This is a genomic window from Archangium lansingense, assembly GCF_026626635.1.
Classification (GTDB): domain Bacteria; phylum Myxococcota; class Myxococcia; order Myxococcales; family Myxococcaceae; genus Archangium; species Archangium lansingense.
In genome coordinates, this window is the sequence record NZ_JAPNKA010000001.1 from 9,249,526 (window position 1) to 9,267,082 (window position 17,557).

14 protein-coding genes are annotated in these 17,557 nt (G+C 68.3%); 8 read left to right on the plus strand and 6 right to left on the minus strand.

Features of this window, described 5'->3' with window-relative positions:
- Nucleotides 1-74: 74 nt before the first annotated feature.
- Nucleotides 75-1,139 (minus strand): hypothetical protein, encoded by a 1,065-nt coding sequence (locus OV287_RS36465; RefSeq protein WP_267538643.1) that lies wholly within the window; start codon nucleotides 1,137-1,139, stop codon nucleotides 75-77.
- A 69-nt stretch (nucleotides 1,140-1,208) separates the two neighbouring features.
- A complete protein-coding gene (locus OV287_RS36470; RefSeq protein ID WP_267538644.1) occupies nucleotides 1,209-1,724 on the minus strand; it encodes a hypothetical protein in 516 nt (171 codons plus the stop codon).
- Between the two features lie 723 nt (nucleotides 1,725-2,447).
- Here OV287_RS36470 and OV287_RS36475 point away from each other — a divergent pair.
- Nucleotides 2,448-2,972: a hypothetical protein gene (locus OV287_RS36475; RefSeq protein ID WP_267538645.1), complete on the plus strand. Its 525-nt coding sequence runs from the start codon at nucleotides 2,448-2,450 to the stop codon at nucleotides 2,970-2,972.
- A gap of 177 nt (nucleotides 2,973-3,149) precedes the next feature.
- A complete protein-coding gene (locus OV287_RS36480) occupies nucleotides 3,150-4,136 on the plus strand; it encodes a M15 family metallopeptidase domain-containing protein (protein WP_267538646.1) in 987 nt (328 codons plus the stop codon).
- Between the two features lie 202 nt (nucleotides 4,137-4,338).
- Here the strand turns inward: OV287_RS36480 and OV287_RS36485 are convergent, their stop codons facing one another.
- Nucleotides 4,339-6,075 (minus strand): L,D-transpeptidase family protein, encoded by a 1,737-nt coding sequence (locus tag OV287_RS36485; RefSeq protein ID WP_267538647.1) that lies wholly within the window; start codon nucleotides 6,073-6,075, stop codon nucleotides 4,339-4,341.
- 135 nt (nucleotides 6,076-6,210) lie between these two features.
- Here OV287_RS36485 and OV287_RS36490 point away from each other — a divergent pair, with 135 nt between their 5' ends.
- Nucleotides 6,211-7,251, plus strand: coding sequence for a PA0069 family radical SAM protein (locus OV287_RS36490; RefSeq protein ID WP_267538648.1), 1,041 nt, complete (start codon nucleotides 6,211-6,213; stop codon nucleotides 7,249-7,251).
- Between the two features lie 3 nt (nucleotides 7,252-7,254).
- Here the strand turns inward: OV287_RS36490 and OV287_RS36495 are convergent, their stop codons facing one another.
- The 3 genes from OV287_RS36495 to serC form a co-directional block, all read right to left on the minus strand.
- Nucleotides 7,255-9,348 (minus strand): M13 family metallopeptidase, encoded by a 2,094-nt coding sequence (locus OV287_RS36495; RefSeq protein WP_267538649.1) that lies wholly within the window; start codon nucleotides 9,346-9,348, stop codon nucleotides 7,255-7,257.
- A gap of 96 nt (nucleotides 9,349-9,444) precedes the next feature.
- The gene (locus OV287_RS36500) at nucleotides 9,445-10,005 is read right to left on the minus strand and encodes a chalcone isomerase family protein (protein ID WP_267538650.1); all 561 of its coding nucleotides are present in this window, start codon (nucleotides 10,003-10,005) and stop codon (nucleotides 9,445-9,447) included.
- Nucleotides 10,006-10,036: 31 nt separating this feature from the next.
- On the minus strand, nucleotides 10,037-11,125 hold the full coding sequence (gene serC, locus OV287_RS36505; protein ID WP_267538651.1) for a 3-phosphoserine/phosphohydroxythreonine transaminase: 1,089 nt from the start codon (nucleotides 11,123-11,125) through the stop codon (nucleotides 10,037-10,039).
- A gap of 125 nt (nucleotides 11,126-11,250) precedes the next feature.
- Here serC and OV287_RS36510 point away from each other — a divergent pair, with 125 nt between their 5' ends.
- From OV287_RS36510 to OV287_RS36530, 5 genes are all read left to right on the plus strand, one after another.
- Nucleotides 11,251-11,835, plus strand: coding sequence for an RNA polymerase sigma factor (locus OV287_RS36510; RefSeq protein WP_267538652.1), 585 nt, complete (start codon nucleotides 11,251-11,253; stop codon nucleotides 11,833-11,835).
- A 5-nt stretch (nucleotides 11,836-11,840) separates the two neighbouring features.
- Nucleotides 11,841-12,650, plus strand: coding sequence for a hypothetical protein (locus tag OV287_RS36515; protein WP_267538653.1), 810 nt, complete (start codon nucleotides 11,841-11,843; stop codon nucleotides 12,648-12,650).
- Nucleotides 12,647-14,296 (plus strand): caspase family protein, encoded by a 1,650-nt coding sequence (locus OV287_RS36520; RefSeq protein WP_267538654.1) that lies wholly within the window; start codon nucleotides 12,647-12,649, stop codon nucleotides 14,294-14,296. Before OV287_RS36515 ends, OV287_RS36520 begins: the two co-directional genes overlap by 4 nt.
- A complete protein-coding gene (locus tag OV287_RS36525; RefSeq protein WP_267538655.1) occupies nucleotides 14,296-15,015 on the plus strand; it encodes a carboxypeptidase regulatory-like domain-containing protein in 720 nt (239 codons plus the stop codon). Before OV287_RS36520 ends, OV287_RS36525 begins: the two co-directional genes overlap by 1 nt.
- Before the next feature lie 151 nt (nucleotides 15,016-15,166).
- Nucleotides 15,167-17,557 carry a TolB family protein gene (locus OV287_RS36530; protein WP_267538656.1) on the plus strand — a complete coding sequence of 797 codons (2,391 nt, stop codon included), beginning with the start codon at nucleotides 15,167-15,169 and terminating at the stop codon, nucleotides 17,555-17,557.

The following is a 17,557-nucleotide window of genomic DNA, read 5'->3' on the forward strand; positions in this document are numbered from 1 at the left end:
CGCGATCACTCGTTCCGGGCGAAGCCGATCATCGATTCCGGCTCAAGCCGATCACCTGTTCCGGGCCAAGCCGATCATCGGAGCGGAGCGACGCTGGTGCTCCTCACTTCTCCGGCTTCGGCTCGGTCGTCAACTTTCCATGATGCTTGTGGATGGACTCGCCCAGCAACTTGATGAGGAGGCCGCGACGACCAGGAAGGCGAAGTCCAAGCGCTGAGCCTCACCTCGGACCGGGATGCCGGACCCCGGGCACACCTCCGGCTTCCCGGTCCAAATTTCCGCGCTTCCTCGTGAACGCCAACAACCCCTGTCAACAGCGGCGCCCGCGCCAGGGCAGACACGGCGCCGTACACCATGTGCATCTCGCTGATGCGGCTCACCGCCGACCAGCGAAGCGAAGAGTCCGGCGTGGAAGCGAGCAGGGCCAGCTCCATGGCCGTCATCAGGTGCGTGCGCGGTTGTGGCCCGTGTACTTCCACCCGCACCCACTCCAGCGGATGCAGGGCCCGGCTGCGCGGCGCATCCTCCACCGAGGACAGGTAGCGCGCTTGGAATTCCTGCCGCACCGGTTTTTTGAAGTACAGGGCCATGCGCCTGGAGAGCCCCGTCGCTTCTCCGGGCAGAGCGGGTTCGGCGCCCAAGCGCACTCCTTGCTGCGCCTCCCACGCCTCGGGTGACACCAACACCGTGGACACCAGCCCAGAGGGGACGTTGAGCAGATGTGTCGTTTCGCCCTCACGCCCCATGTGGAAGGTGGGCAGGGACTCGAGGAGGTCCAGCGTGAGGGGAAACGAGGCGAGCGCCTTCTGGGTGAAGGCCTGTCCCAGCAACACCTTGTTGTCCGGCGCGTTGCTGCCGAGCAGCTTCGCCAGCGCCCCGCTCGAAGTGAGCTTCCGCTCCAGAGGAGGGAATTCCAGGTCAGGCGTGGACAGCAGCACACGCGTCAGCAGGAGCACCGCATCCTCCCTCATGTCGGAGGTGAGTGCAGGGCCCCCGAGGATGGTTTTGAAGACGCCCAGGCGCTCGTCCAGGGTGAGTAGGGCGAGCACGTCATGGTCGAGGGCGACAACAGGCTGGAGCGCTTGCGGTGTCGCCGTGGCGAGGGCTGTCTGGAGAAGCTCTCGTCGCAGGGCCGCCAACCCGCCCGTACCGGCCCCCAGCCCCGGCCGCCAGTCCCCCGGGCGAATGAGGAGCGTGCCCGGGTAGTATCAGTAGGCATTTCCCTCTGTGCGATCGAGTGGCTCGGGGGCCCCGGCGACGGTGTTGAATTCGGCGCTGTAGCCCCGCCACCGCCCGTCCTTCCCGGGGATGATGACGCGCGGTGTGCTGCGGGGAGCGTTGCGCACCCGCAGCTCGGCCCGCTCCAAGGACGTCTCCTCGGTGAGCAGCACCAGGGTGCGCACCTGGACGCTGGAGCCGTCGGAGAAATAGAAGCGGCCCACCACACTGCCCGGGGCGAGGACGGGCGAGCCATCCGTGACGTTGTAGCTCGCCTTGAAGCGTTTGGAGCGCAGAGCGATGGCCTTCTGCAGGGGCTCGGCGGCCTCTCCGAGGATGTGCCCGCGCTGCACCTCGTCCCTCAAGGGCTCGAGCGCCTGGAGGTACCGGTCGAAGTAGCTCTGCCCGGCCCCGTCCAGAATGTCAGAGCGTTGAGCCCAGCGCAGGCCGCGTTCCACGAGCGCGGCGGCCCCGGCCCTATCCACGGAGGCCGCTGACAGCTGCAAGCGGCTCCAAGCGATATCCGCTCATAGGCGAGGGTGAGCATCGCCCCTGCGCCAATCCCCTCCGGCACGTCTACCTCCACCTCCTCCTGGCCTGGCTCGCGGCTCACTACCCGGGGCAGCGTTGCTTGCGGGTGGGCCTCAAGCGGGTCTACCCGCAGCCGCTTGTCCTCCCCCCAGTTCAGCGCGCCCGCGGCAATGATTTCATCGCCTGCCTCCACCACGAGGAGGCCTGGGTCCACCACCCGCAGGGAGAGCACTCCCTCGCGCCAGTCTTCCACGCGGGGGCTGAGTGCTTCCTCTCGCGGCTGCGCTTTCACCGAGAGCGTCACCCTCTCTCTCCTCAACTCGCCACCTGCCGCGCTCATGCTGGCTACAAGGTAGCTCGTCACCAGGAGGGCCTGGAGGCTCTTTGCACGGGCGGCTTCACGCATGTTCCCACCCCTGTGCTCCTTCGGCCACCTCCCAGGCCTCCGCTGCGCACGCCGCCTGCTGAACGAGGACAAGTAGCGCCAGCGCACTGGCCTCCCGGCTCGGCCAACCTCGCCGTAGCGCTGGCCGTGCCGCTCCTCGTGCCACCGCGCCCGCCCCCACCTCAGAACCGCGGTGCTTCTCCATGTGTCGCGCCTTTCCCCCAGGTGGAACAACCCTGAAAGATAGGATGCGGTCCGGCCAACCATACAGGGGGGAGAGCCCGCACGCGCCCTGGGGTTCGCCCTCTCCTACTTGACAGCCTCCATCGGCCCGCACGCGCTTGCCGACTCCGCAGCGGGCCCGTGGCGGCTTCCGCTCTCGTCTGTGAGCGGGGGGCCTCGCGCACGCACCTCCGGGAAGGACTGCAACGCGGACAGTGATCCCTCGGCGCGGCTCCTCGCCGTGAAGGCGGAGGCGGGGGCCACGCCCATCGAGCTCACCCGCGCCAATGCTCCTGGCAAGCGCGACAGCGGGACAAACCTCGCCAGTTCCTTCCCCAAGTGGGCGCCCTTCCTCTACCAGCGCACTCGGGAGGCGGGCTCGCGGCTGCAGTGGTTCACCTTCTCCTCCAGCCGCCGGTACGGACTGCGCAATCCGCTCCCCGGTAGCGATGAGAACCCCAACGGCACCCTGCTGTGGATCGCCGCTGTCGACCCGGACAAGGTCGCGCTCGGCCAGGAGCCCAGCTACCCCGCCCTCGTGCTGCCCATCCAGGACATCACCACGTCCAACCACATCGCCCAGTGGACGAAGGTGATCGTCCCCGTCATCCGCTGAGGCCGGCGACTCCCCTCTCGGGAGGCCCATCACAACCGGCCGGCGGTTTCTCCCTCTCCCGAGGAGGAGTCGCCTGCCGTGTCATCTCCCGTGTCCTTTCGAACACCTGCCCTACCCTGGAGTCCTGCCGGGGAAGCCAGGGGAATTTTCTCTCACGGCTGGTTGTGCAGAGTCCGCGTGAATTCATCCCGTAACCGCCTGCCCCTTAGCCGTTCAGCCATCCTTTTTCTCGTCGCCGCCCTGCTCCTCCTGGCTCAGTACGCCATGGCCGCCGAGCCCCAGCCGGTAGCGGCTCCGTCCTCCCCCGTGGAGTTCGTCTCCCGCGGCCACAGTGGCTCCCTGCGCGCCGTTGTTGTGCCTCCGGGTGAGACGCTCCAGCCGCACTTCGCCGTCCGCGAGGACGTGAAGGAGGCCCGTTGGCTGGCGCTGGGCTCGGACACACAGGCCCCCGCGTCTATCACCGACGAGGGATGGAAGGCCCCCGCTCAGCCTGGCGTCTGGAGGCTCACTCCCGCGACCCAGGGCTCCGAGCCCGGCCCCCACGCGGTCATCACCCCCGTGCATTTCGACGGCTCGAAGACGCAGCTCAACGGCTACCGCATTGGCCGCTGGCCCGCCCGCGGCGCTGGCCGCACCGGCCGCTATGCCCCTCCAGAGCTCCTCATCGAGGTGACGCCCGAGAACCAGGACTTCGCCGTCTCCGAGCACTTCCGCCTCCGCCACTTCCTCACCAAGGACCAGGCCCACGTCTGGCCCAAGTACCTCGTGCTCGATCTGCGGCTGGTGGACAAGCTGGAGCTCGTGCTCCAGGAGCTGCACACCCTGGGCTACCCGGCGAAGGAGCTCCACGTGATGAGCGGCTTCCGCACGCCCCAGTACAACGGGCCCGGGGAGAAGGGCCGCGCGAAGTTCAGCCGCCACACCTACGGCGACGCCGCCGACGTGTGGCTCGACGATGACGGCGACGGGCAGATGGATGACCTGGATGGCAACGGGCGCGTCGACGTGAAGGACGCCGAGGTGCTCGCCCGCGCAGTGGACCGCGTGGAGCAGCGCGTGCCCGAGCTCGTGGGTGGCTACGGCGTCTATCGCGCCAATCGCGTCCACGGGCCCTTCGTGCACATCGACGTGCGTGGCACCCCGGCCCGCTGGAGCAAGCGCTAATCCCTTTCAGGTAAGTCCGTGAAGGAGTGCCCGCGGCAATTTCCCCTCTCCCCCCGGGAGAGGGACGGGGTGAGGGTATCGGGTGAACCCGGGTTGAACCCCCTGCCCACACTGAGGACCACGGGTTGAAGAACAGACCCGGGTACCCTCTCCCGAAGGGAGAGGGAACATTCATCCTCTTCGGTCACTTTTCTGACGGGGATTAGCCGCGCACTCCTCCACAGGCAGCCGGAGACTCGCCCGCTGTCTGCACCGGCTTCACCGCCAGCGCCCGCAGCACTTCCGCATCGTTCCGGTAGAGGTCCTCCCGGAACCCAACCCGGCCTTCCGCGTCCACGAAGGCCGTCCAGTAGAACAGGTACACCGGCACCGGCGCGGGCAGCACCACCCGCCGAGGCTCGCCGCCCTCCTTCATCGCCGCTGCCAGCGACGTCTCCGTCCAGCCCCCGTGGCCTCGGAGCATGAAGTCCGCGAGCTTCACCGGCTCGGCCACGCGGACACAGCCGTGGCTGAAGGCCCGGTTCGCCTGCTCGAAGAGCGCCGGGTTGGGCGTGTCGTGCAGGTAGATGGCGAAGCGATTGGGGAAGATGAACTTCACGCTGCCCAGCGGGTTGGACTCGCCCGGCGGCTGCGCGAAGCGATAAGGCAGCCCTCCTGCTTCCAGCGCGTTCCAGTCCACTGTCCGCGGATCCACCTCCTGCCCCGTCGCCTTGTCGAGCACCTTCAATCCGAGCGCCTCCGCCGCCCCCGGGTCCTCCCTCAGCTTCGGCAGCACCTCCTCCTCAGTAATGGTCTCGGGCACGTGCCACTCCGGGTTGAGCACCAGGTACTCCACCTTGTCCTCGAGAACGGGCGTGCTCCACTCCGGCGCCCCGACAATGACCGGCATCCGCAGCACCGTCCTCCCCTGCTCCACCGCCTCCAGCTCGAAGGCCGCCAGGTTCACCATCACGTACCGAGGCTCCAGCTCCCTCGGTGCCTGGCGCCAGCGCTCCAGGTTCACCAGCAGCTGCCCGATGCTCTTCTCCACGGGCACCCGCAGCGCCACCAGCGTCTCCCTCCCCACCTTCCCATCCGCCGCCATCCCGTGCCGCCGCTGGAAGGTCGTCACCGCCTCCTCCAGCTCCGCGTCGTAGAGGTCCTCCGGTGTCGGCCGCAGCGGCGACTCCGGGGCGATCTCCATCGCTGCGCGGGCAAGCTCGTCCACCAGCGCCACCGTGCCCACGCCCGGCGCTCCTGGATGGAGCAGTCGCTCCTCAGGCGTAGGTGGCAGATCCCCCGTGGCACGCAGCCGCTCGCGCACCACCGCCACTCGCGAGTCCCTCATTCCCCGCTCGAGCGTCCCGCCCTCGGGCACCAGCGGCCAGCCCCCAGCGGCGGCGATGGCTCGGTAGTGGGCGAGCGCCTCCCGTAGCCGCACGAAGCCCGGATGATTCGGCGAGAGTCCCCGCAACGTGCCGGCCAGGTCTCCACTCGCGAGCGCCCCCTCTAGCACCGCCGCCAGGACCACCGGCCCTGGGCGCTTCGTCTGCCACCGGAGGCGCCGCGACGACACCTGCCCGGACATCAGATGTGTGGCGTAGGTGAGGAAGCTCGACGTCAGCCCCAGCTCCACCTTCACCCACGCGTCCCCCGGATCACCTCCCAGCGTCAGCCGGCGCAAGGCCTCGTCGAGCTCCGCACGCTGATAGCGCCCTGGCCACAGTCCCTCCGCCTCCGCCTCGCAGAGTGCCGCGAGGTACTGGCCCACCTGGGGCCGCACCGCACCGTCATAGGAGAACCACGCCGGCTGGAAGCCCCGCGTCTCGTAGAAGTAGACGAGGGCCTTGTTGGAGCCCTGGGCCCGTACCGCGGACTCGAAGGGCGGAGGAGTCCCTCCCGCGGCGAGGACAGGCATTCCGAGGAGCAGGCAGCACAGGAGGGCGGGCCAGGAACGCATGGGACGACAGTAGGCACCCCCGCGGTACGAGGCAGGCGAGCAGGCTCGCCCGCTCGCTCACCTGACCGTCCAGGTCTAGAGCCACCTGTCCAACTGATCCTTGACTGAACGTCCTTTCAGCTTCACCCTGGGAGTGTGAAGCCTCGTCCCATCTCGAACCCGACCAACCCCTGGGACACCACTGCGGTGGAGTACCTGGAGGAGATTCCTCCCGCGAAGCTGGAGGTGCTGGAGGACCACAGCCGCGAGGTGCTGGGCCGCAATGACAGCCCGGACGTCGGCTTCACCTGGAGCGTCAATCCGTACCGGGGCTGTCTCCACGCGTGCGCGTACTGCTACGCCCGGCCCTACCACGAGTACCTCGGCTTCGGCGCCGGCACGGACTTCGAGACGAAGCTGGTGGTGAAGCCGCAAGCCCCGGAGCTGCTACGCGCGGCCTTCGAGCGCAAGAGCTGGAAGGGAGAGACAGTCGCCTTCAGCGGCGTCACCGACTGCTACCAGCCGCTGGAGGCCTCGATGCGACTCACCCGCTCCTGTCTGGAGGTCTGCGCCGAGTACCGCAACCCGGTGGGCATCATCACCAAGGGGCCGCTCATCGAGCGAGACCTGGACGTGCTGAAGACGCTGGCGCAGGAGGCCCGGGTATCGGTGTGCATCACCCTGCCCTTCCACGATGAGCAGGTGGCTCGCGCCATGGAGCCGTACGTGGCCACGCCCCGCAGGCGCCTGCAGACGATCGAAAGGCTGGCGGCGGCGGGCATCACGGTGGGAGTGGCGGTGGCGCCCGTCATCCCCGGACTCAACGACGAGGACATGGTGCGAGTCCTCACCGCGGCACGCCAGGCCGGAGCCACGCGCGCCTTCTACACGCTGCTGCGGCTGCCGGGCCCCGTGTCGGCCGTCTTCGAGGAGCGCCTGCGCGAGAAGCTCCCCCTGCGCGCCGAGCGGGTGCTGCACCGCATCCGCGAGACGCGAGGGGGCGAGCTGAACGACTCACGCTTCCGGGTCCGCATGCGCGGCGAGGGGCTCTACGCGGACACCATCCGCAAGCTCTTCGAGACCACCGTGCGCCGCCTGGAGCTGAATACCGCGTGGCCCAGGAATGAGGCGGAGAAGGAAGAGGAGACCACCTTCCGCCGCCCCATGAAGCCGGGCACGCAGCTCAGCTTCTTCTGAGCGCTACCAGACCTCGCAGCGCTGGGCGGTCGGGCGCACCATCTTCGCACCCTCCTGGCACTGGAAGGCCTTCTGGAACTCCGGCAGGTTCACCACCGGCCCGTTCACTCGCCAGTACGGCGGCGAGTGCGGATCCGTCACCGCCATCTGCCGCGCGAACGGATCCCGGTACTTCGAGCACCACGACTGCGCATAGCCCAGGAAGAACTGCTGGCTCGGCGAGTAGCGGTAGCCGCCCACCTGCTTCGCCGCCTCCGCATCCTTCGCCAGCCACGCCTCCATCGCCGAGTGCGCCAGCTTCAGGCCGCCCAGATCCGCCACGTTCTCACCGAGCGTCAGCGCCCCGTTCACCTTCAGCTCGTCGATGGCCGTGTAGCCGTCGTACTGCTCCTTCACGCACGCCACCCGCCCGCGGAACGCCGTGTCCGACTCCGGCGTCCACCAGTCCCGCAGGTTGCCCTCCGCGTCGTACTGGCGGCCCTCGTCGTCGAAGCCGTGGGTGATCTCATGCCCCACCACCATTCCCATGGCGCCGAAGTTCACCGCCGCCGTCGCCTCGCGGTTGAAGAACGGAGGCTGCAGGATGCCCGCCGGGAAGACGATCTCGTTGAACGGCGGGTTGTAGTAGGCGTTCACCGTCGGCGGCGACATCAGCCACTCGTCCTTGTCCACCGGCTTGCCAATCTTCGCCAGCTGCCGCGCCTGCTCGAACGCCGCCGCGTTCACCCACGAGCCCAGGAACGAGCCGCGCTCCACCCTCAGCGCGTCGTAGTTGCGCCACTTGTCCGGGTAGCCAATCTTGTTGACGATCTTCCGCGCCTTCACCAGCGCCTGCTCGCGCGTGGGCGCGTCCATCCACGCCAGCGTGTCCAGGTTGCGCTCGAAGGCCTTCTCGATCTCCACCACCATCTGCTGCGTGGTCGTCTTGCCCTCCACGCCGAACGTCTTCGCGATGAAGGGCTGCGCCAGCGCCTCACCCAGCGCGCCATTGGTGAAGCGCACGCACTTCTTCCAGCGCGTCACATCCGCCTTCGCGCCCGTCAGGTTCTCCGAGGTGAAACGGAAGCGCTCCTCCTGGAAGCTCTTGGGCAGCGTCGGAATAACGCTCCCCACGTACTGCCACGTCAGGTACGGCTTCCACGTCTCCGGCTTCGTCGACTTCGCCAGCCGCTCCACCTCCTTGAAGAAGGGCGGGTGGGTGACGTTGAGCGCCTGCAGGTCCTTGGCGCCCGCCGCCGTGAAGTACACGTCCCACTGGAAGCCCGGCGCCTCCGCCTTCAGGCCCTTGCGCTCCAGCCGGTGATAGAGGTTCTTCGGCTCGCGCCGCTCCACCCGCGTCAGGGAGGCCTTCGCCAGCGCCGTCTCCACCTCCACCACCGACGCCGCGCTCTTCGCCGCCTGCTCGGGCGTCTCGCCCAGCAGCACGAAGATGTTCTTCAGGTGCTCCTGGTAGGCAGTGCGCAGGCTCTTCGATTTCTCGTCTTCCTTCAGGTAGTAGTCCCGGTCCGGCAGCCCGAGCCCTCCCTGGTCCACCTCGCCAATCATCTGGCTGGCGTCCTTGAAGTCGTTGTTGGAGCCCAGCCGGAAGAGCGGGAACACGCTGCGCGCGTGCATCGTGCCCACCACCCGCGCCAGCTCCTTCGCGTTCTTCGCCACCGTCAGCTTCGCCAGCTCCGCCTTCAGCGCGGGCAGCGAGGCGTCCAGCTGCGCCTCGTCCATGCAGGCGCCGTAGTAGTCCCCCACCTTCTGCGCGTAGGGCGTCCCCTCGACGACCTTGCCCGTGGACGCGGCCTCGAGAACCTCCCGGAGCACCTCCTCGTTGCGCGCCGCGATGGCGTCAAAGCCACGTGACCAGCGCGGGCGATCCGCGGGGATCTCCGTGTTCTTCACCCAGTTGCCGCATGCGTACTCGTAGAAGTCGTCGCACGGGTTCGCCTGCTGGTTGATCGCCGAGCCGTCCAGCCCGGGCGGCAGCGGCTTCGGCTCGGGCGCGGGCTGCTCCTGGGGGGGCGGCGGGGCCGGGGGCGTGGGAGCGGGCTCCGCCGTCTTGCAGGCGGTCACCACGAGACAGCAGGCGGCAAACAGTGCCTTTCTCATCCAGTGTTTCTCCAGGTGGAAAATCGAAGCGGGCCGCACCCTACCCGGCGCACGGCCCGCTGCAACGTCTGGATGACACGGACTTTCCGCTGGCGGCTACTCCTTGCCCAGCATCCCGTCCCGGAGGCTCTCATCCACCGGGCTCTTCCCCAGCCACACGGAGAACAGCGCGTCCGAGAAGTCCTTGCCCTCCACCGAGATCTTCTGCCCGCCCTTGCTCTCGATCGTCGTCCCCTTGCCGGGCACGTACGTCAGCAGCAGCTCGTCACCCTTCTTCACGTCCGGGATCGCCGAGGTGAACGTGTCCAGCCGCTGCTGCAGCGCCGGCAGCTTGTCCTTCGAGTTCTTCTTGAAGCCGTCGACAATCGCCTCGACGACCGACTTCTTGTCCAGGTCGCGCAGCATGGACATGCGCACCCGCTTCACCTGGTCCGTCTCGATGACCTGCTGCGGGCTCTGAGACGGGCTCTCCACGTACAGGCCGGCCGCGTACACATTGAAGACCAGCTTCTTGCGCAGACCCGCGCCATTCAGCTTCAGATCCTTCCCCTCGACCTTGAGCGTCTCGGGAAACTGCACGCCCGCGACTTCCTTGGCAGCAGCGGGCAGCGCGAGCACAACGGCCATCACGACGGCGAACAGCGTGGTGTTCTTCATGACCCCTCCTGACAGCGTGGAGACGCGCACCCTAGCCGTTCTTGCGGACGAACTCCTCCATGAAGGAGACCAGCACCCGCACGTTGTCCACCGTCACCGCGTTGTAGATGGACGCCCGGATGCCTCCCATCGTGCGGTAACCCTTGAGGCCCACCATCCCGGCCTTCTTCGCCTGGGCCACGAATTGGTCGTCCAGCTCCGGCGTGGGCAGCTTGAAGACCACGTTCATGTACGAGCGCGACTCCCGCTCCACGGGCGCATGGTAGAAGCCCGCGTGCTTGTCGAGCGCCCCGTAGAGCAGCTCGCCCTTCTCCCGATTCCACCTCTCCAGTTGTCCCAGGCCCCCTACCTGCCTGGCCCAGGCCAGCACGTTGCGGCACAGGTAGATGGCCAAGGTCGGCGGCGTGTTGTAGAGCGAGTTGTTTTCCGCGTGGGTCGAGTAGCGGAAGATCTTCGGGATGTCCTTGCGGCCGCGGGCGATGAAGTCCTTGCGCGCCACCGCAATCAGCACGCCCGAGGGGCCGAGGTTCTTCTGCGCCCCCGCGTAGAGGAAGGCGAAGCGGCTCACGTCCGTCGGCTTCCACAGGAAGTCCGAGCTCATGTCCGCTACCAGCGGGACGTCCCCCACCTCGGGCCAGCGGTGCCACTGCGTGCCGTAGATGGTGTTGTTGCTCGTGATGTGGACGTAGGCCGCCTTCGGGTCCAGCTGCAGCTCGTCCTGCCGCGGCACCCGCACGTAGCGCTTGTCCGGCAGCACCGTGGTGGCGGCGATGCGGGCCTGGCCCACCAGCACGGCCTCGTCGTAGGCCTTCTCGCTCCACACCCCCGTCATCAGGTAGTCCGCGCTGGCACCCGGGGGCAAAAAGTTCATCGGCACCTGGGCGAACTGCTGCGAGGCTCCGCCCGTGAGAAAGAGCACCTGGTGGGTGTCCGGGATGCCAAGCAGCTCGGTGAGCAGGGAGATGGCCTCGTTGTGGACGGACTCGTACTCCTTGCCCCGGTGGCTGTGCTCCATGATGGACATGCCGGAACCCTGGAAATCCAGAAGCTCCTCCCGCGCCCGCTCGAGGGCGGGCAGGGGCAGCCCAGCGGGGCCGGGATTGAAGTTGATGACGCGCATGGTCGTGTCCTCATGAAAGTGAACAACCGCGCGGCCATTCTGCCCCACGCCCCCCCCAGGGGAAGGGGGAAGCGCGGTGTCCGTCCACCGGCCAGCGTGTGGCCGCTCCAGACCGGGGAGGGTCCATGAGCCGGGTGGGTTCCTCTCGGGAGCTGACGGAGTGGGTGCTGCGGGCTGCACGGGGGGAGACGCCTGCCTTCAGCGAGCTGTACCGGCGGACCCGGCCCCTGGTGGCCCGGTTGACATCCGGTTTCGCCACATTGGACGCGGACGAGGTGGAAGACGTGATTCAGGAGACCTACGTGCGCGCCTTCAAGGCGCTCCCCCGGCTCAAGGAGCCGGCGGCCTTCGAGGCCTGGCTCCTGTCCATCGCCCGCAACCGGGCTCGGACCCGTTTGGAGCGCAAGGGTCAGACCCGCCGCATGGACGAGGAGCTCTCCGACCCGCCGCCGGAGACCGTCTCCGTGGTGCCCGAGGCCCTCCAGCTCGAGCGGGACATGGCCGTGGTGCGCCAGCTCATCGCCGAGCTGCCCGAGGGCGAGGAGAAGAAGACGGTGTACCTCTTCTATGTCGAGGGCCAGTTGTCCGCCCGGGAGATCGCCGAGAAGCTCGGGGTGGGCAAGAGCGCCGTAACGATGCGCCTGGAGCGGTTCCGGGCCCGAATCAAGCAGGAGCTGCTCCGGCGAGTGCTCGCCGGACGGTGGGAGTAGCTCTCATGAGACACCTGGATACCGATGCCCTGCATGCCCTGAGCGCCGGTGAGCCGGAGGCGGTGGCGTACTTCCGCGAGCACCTGGCGCAGCCCTGCGAGGCGTGCATGGACTTCCTCGCGAAGACACCTGGCCCTGGGCTGCTCGATGGGCAGGTGGACAACCTGCTGCTCCACCTCGCGCCCGCCCGGCAGGAGGAGCCCCGGCTGGACGAGGTGGGTTTCGCCCGCGTCCGCCGAGGCCTGCGCGCTCCCGCCCGGCCCTGGCGCGGGGTGGCGGCGGCCCTGGCGCTGGCGGCGGGCCTTGCGGGGCTCGTCGTCCTCACCCGCGCCCCCGTGCACCCACCTGGCGGAGAGAAGGGCTCCTGGGACGGAGTGAAGGGGGTGGGCCGCCTCGCGCTGGAGAGCTCCGTGGTGGCCCGCGAGCCGAATGGCACCCTGCGCCGGTTGGATTCGGGCGCCAGCGCCTCGGAGCAGGACGTGCTGGTGCTGCGCTACCACGCCACCGAGGCCGGCGAAGCCCTCCTCTTCCAGCAGCGCGCGGACGCGGCGCCCGAGCTGCTCGGCCGATTCCCCTTGCACGCCGGCACCCATGAGCTGGAAGGCCCGCAGGGCCTGGTGGGCATCAGCCTGGAGGGCGAGTCTGGTCCCCTCTCCTTGTGGCTGGTGGGCTTCCCCTCGGGCCAGGTCCCTCCCCCCGACGAGGTGCGCGAAGCACTCACTCGTGGCGACATGGAAGAGAGTTCGGTGCTGGCCATCAACCGGTTCGATCTCCACGTCCGCGGCGATCAGAGGCAGAATCCCAGCCCACGGTGAAGCACCTCCTCTTCACGCTCCTGACGGTGCTCGCAGCCTGCGCGAGTCCGAGCTCACTCGACAAAGGCAGCAAGGGCGGACTCGTGTCCGTGAAGGTGGACGAGGGCGCTCTGTCCAATGCCTACGCACCCCGACGCCTGGCCCTGTTGGTGGGCGTGTCGCAGTTCCAGGACGAGCAGTGGAGAGATCTGCGCTACTCCTCCAAGGACGCGGAGGACCTGGCCGCGGCGCTGAGGGATCCAAAGCGCGGCCACTTCGACCACGTCCGCGTCCTCTCCCGCCCCGAGCAGACGACCCGGGCCTCCATCCTCGCCGCGCTCCGCGAGCTGCGACGGGAGGCCACCCGGCCGGATGACGTGGTGGTGGTGTACTTCTCCGCGCACGGCACGCTGGCCCGCGACGGCAAGGGCGAGCTCAAGCGCTATCTGGTCACCACGGACGCCGAGTACCGAGCCATCCCGCAAACAGCGCTGCCCATGGACGAGCTGAAGTCCGAGTTCGACCAGTTCCCCTCGCGTCGCCGTCTCATGGTGCTGGCCACCTGCCACAGCGGCAGCGGCAAGTCGCTGCTGCCCCGGGAGCTGGAGGCCGAGCTGGCCGGCATCAAGGCGGGCTTCTACGCGCGCCCCATCGAGGAGTCGAGCCGCACCTCCATGGTGTTCGCCGCCTGCGACTGGGGCGAGACGGCTCGCGAGGACGAGGGGCTGAAGAACGACATCTACACCCACTTCCTCATCGACGGGCTCAATGGCGCGGCGGACCGCAACTTCGACGGCGCCGTCACCGCCACCGAGGCCCATGATCATGCGCGTCGCCACACCTACGCCTTCACCGAGGGACGGCAGCGGCCCTCGGCGGAGATCCTCGAGGTGGGCGCGGACCCGGTGGTGCTCTCCGGCCATATCAACCGGACGGGCCGCCCGGAGCTGTTCTCGTACAACCCCCGGCTGGACGGCTTCACGCTGAAGGTGGATGGGGAGACGCGCACGGAGCTGCCCGGAGGAGCCGCGGTGCCGCCGGGCAAGCGCACCGTGGAGCTCACCAAGGGGAGTGACGTCCTGGTGCGAGAGGTGGTGGACATCGCCGAGGGCGAGCGGCTGCCGCTGGAGCGCCTGTTGTCGGAGACCTTCCCGCGGCGCTCGCTCACGCTGATGGGCGGCATGTTCTCCTTCGTCGATGCGCGCAGCCGCAACGAGCTGCTGCCCGCCTCGCCGGAGCTGGCGGTGGTGCTGCGGCTGGAGGAGCGCCCGCTGCCGGACCTGAGCCTCGTCTTCGACCTGAGTGGCGGCCGGGGCCAGCAGAGCCTCCACCTGGCGCCCGGCACCTCCGTGCCCTTCACCTACACCTCGCTCTCGCTGGGTGCCGCGGTGCCCTACACGTGGAAATGGGAGCGGTTCTCGCTCTATGCGGGCCCCCGTGTGGCCGCTCTGTTCCTCCAGCGGTCCTTTCAGACAGAGGCATTCACCGGAGCGCAGCAATACTTCACCTTCAGCCCCGGAGTGATGGGAGGCGTGGCATGGCGACTGAGCGAGCGGCTGGAACTGAGCGCGCAGACGCAGCTGATGGTGACGTACGTGGTGGTGGATGGGCAGGGGCAGGCCGTGGGGTTCTCCGGTGGATGGGCCGGCGTGGGGTATCGCTTCTGATGCGCCAGACTGCCTACAACCTGACGATGGCCCTCGCCTTCGCCGTCGTCGCGAGCGCATGCGGGGGATTCGACAACACCCCCTTCCGGACGGGCGTCATCCGGGGCCGGCTCACCGAGGCAGACCCGTCGGTGGCCCTGGTCTCGCTGGTGGGCAACCCGGACGTGCGAAGCACCGTGGCTGGGGACGGCACCTTCGTGCTGGAAGGCGTGCCGGCCGGCCCGGTGGAGCTCTTCATCGTGGCCTCCGCGAACAAGGCGGTGCGGCTGCCGGTGATGGTGCCCGGTGGCGGCTCGGCGCGCCTGCAGGACGTGATGCCACGCGCGGCCGGCTTCCTGAACCTGCACGTGAGGGCACCCGCGCGCCAGAGCGTGGAGGATGGGCGGGTGTCCGTGATGGGCACGCCCTTCCAGCAGCTCCAGCTCCAGGACGATGGAACCCTGCGGGTGGGTCCCCTTCCAGAGGGCTGCTACGCGTTGGAGACCTCCGCCGCTGGCTTCCCGGTGAAGAAGACGGAAGCGTGCGTGAAGGAGAGCGAGTCCAAGGAAGTGAAGATCCAGCTCCCCGGTGGGGGCGACGACGATTGCACCATCTCCGACTGCGAGCAGGGTGAGCGGTGCAGCACGGAGGGCCGGTGTGCGGAGTGCACCTCGGATGAGCATTGCGCCCCGGGCCTCACCTGCCGGGACGAGCGGTGCCAGGTTCCCGCCGCGCCCTGAGAAGTTTGCCGTTCTTAGGAATTGGAAAACCCCGTGACGCCTGCATCTGAGTTGCGGCTGAGCTTCACGCTTGTGGTGTGAATGGATGCCCTGCGGGCAGCATTCATGAACCTCAAGCCAGACGTCAGAAATATCGATACGCTAGCGGGCCATGAGTAAGAAAACCTGGCTCCTCGGCACCCTGCTCGTAGTGACGGCGCTATCCGCTTGTGACTGCGGCGAACCCCCCTCCGGCGGTCCCGACGGCGGTAACACCGCGGACGGCGGGCTGAATGGCGGGCAGGACGGCGGCGGCGACGGTGGCGGTGGCGGAACGGACGGAGGCGGCGATCCCGATGGTGGCGGCAGTGGCGGCTCCACGCTGAGCACGCTGACCCTCAACCCCAACAAACCGATCCTCACCGTCACGGGCAGCACGGGTGTGTCCCAGCGCTTCACCGTCACCGGTACCTACGCGAACGGGTTCACCGAGGACGTGACGAGCCAGGCCACCTTCAGCATCGACGACACGCGCCTGGGCGCCTTCGTCGGGGCGAACTTCACCTCGAGCGCCACCGTCGGCGGCGTCAGCCCCGTGCGCGCCCGGATTGGCACCACGTCCGGCTCCACCGAGCTCACGGTGAAGCTGGATCAGAAGGTGCCGGACTCCTCGGGCCCCAGCGGCACCCCCACCGTGCCCGCCGACCCGGACACGCGGTTCAATGGTGCGGTGGATGCCGCGCTCAAGCCGCAGCTCGTCTACCCCAACCACGGCGTCATGGTGCCGCCCAACCTGGGACAGCTGGAGATCCACTTCCTGTCGGGGCCCAGCACCAACACGCTGTTCGAGCTCCAGTTCTCCAACACCATCACCAACGTGCGCGTCTACCTGCGCTGCTACCTGCCGAGCGGCTTCACTCCGGCCGCGGGCACGGTGCCGTCGGGTCAGCGCGGCTGCATCTACACGCCCGAGGCGAAGGTGTGGAGCTTCCTGGCCGAGAGCAACCGCGGCGGCCTGCCGGTGCGGCTCATCCTGCGCGCCACGGACGACACGGGCACCGGCAAGGTGGGCGTCTCCGATCCCATCTCCATCCAGTTCGCCCGCGCAGAGATCAAGGGCGCCCTCTACTACTGGACGACGTCCGGTGGCACCGGCGTGATGCGCTATGACTTCGCCGGTACCGGCGCCCAGAGCGCCACCTCCGTGCTCAGGGCCAGCAACATCAACACCGGCGTGAACTGCGTGGGCTGCCATGCGCTGAGCCGCAACGGCAAGAAGCTGGTGGCCGAGGTCAATGGCCAGAACGACGGCCGGCTGGCCCTGGTGGACCTGTCCACCTTCAACTCCGCCACGGACAAGGTCAACCTGGCCCAGAGTGGCACCAAGCTGAGCAACTTCGAGTCCTGGAACCCGGAGGGCACGAAGTTCGTCGGCACCTACGCCGACGACAACGCCACCAGCTACAACCTGAGGATCTTCAACGGCGACACCGCGGCCATCGAAGGGGACATCCCCAACACCGGCACGAAGACCAACCCCGCCAACCACCCCGACTGGAGCGCGGATGGCCAGAAGATCGCCTACATGTCCATGGGCATCGCCGGAACGAACCAGCGCAGCGCCATGGGCGCCATCAAGATGGTGACGGCGAAGACGGACGGCTGGAACGATCCGGTGACGGTGGTGCCGTCCAAGACTGGCGTGAACCGCTACTACCCGGCCATCGCGCCCGACAACTCGTTCCTCGTGTTCAACGAGTCCACCTGCCCCTCCGGCAATTCGGGCACGAACTGCAACACCGACACGGATCCGTCCGCCATGCTGTGGGCCGCGAAGCTGCAGGCCAACGCGACGCCGGTGGAGTTGACCAATGCCAACCGGGGCGGCGTGATGGACAAGAGCGAGACGAAGCTGACCAACAGCTATCCGAAGTGGAGCCCCTTCGTGACGCGCGGCAACAACGGCGAGAACAGCAAGCTCATGTGGGTGACGTTCTCCTCCTCGCGCAAGTACGGCCTGCGCCAGCCCACCACGTCCTCCTCGAGCGAGAACTCCTGGAGCACCCTGCTGTGGATGGCGGCGGTGGACCCGGACAAGGTGAGCGCGGGAGGGGACCCCTCCTACCCGGCCTTCGCGCTGCCCTTCCAGGCGCTCGACACCTCCAACCACATCGCCCAGTGGGCCCAGTACCTGGTGAGCAACGGGTGCTCCACGGAGAGCGAGGGATGCGGCTCGGGCGGCTCCACCTGCTGCAACGGCCTGCAGTGCGTGCAGCTCAACCGGGATCCGCCCATCCCCTGTGACGTGAGCGGCGCCTGCGTGTGCAAGGCCATCCCGCAGTGCTCGGAGACCAACCAGCCGTGCTCGACCGCCGCCTCCTGCTGCGACGGCCTGCGCTGCCTGGACAACACCACCGGCGGCGATTGCCAGGGCAACAACTGCACCTGCACCCCGCCGTGCGCCGGCCCCAATGCCTCGTGCGGCGGGACCGTCGCGTGCTGCGATGGTCTGAGGTGCAAGGCCAGCACGAGCGGCAACACCTGCCAGGTCATCCTCCAGTAG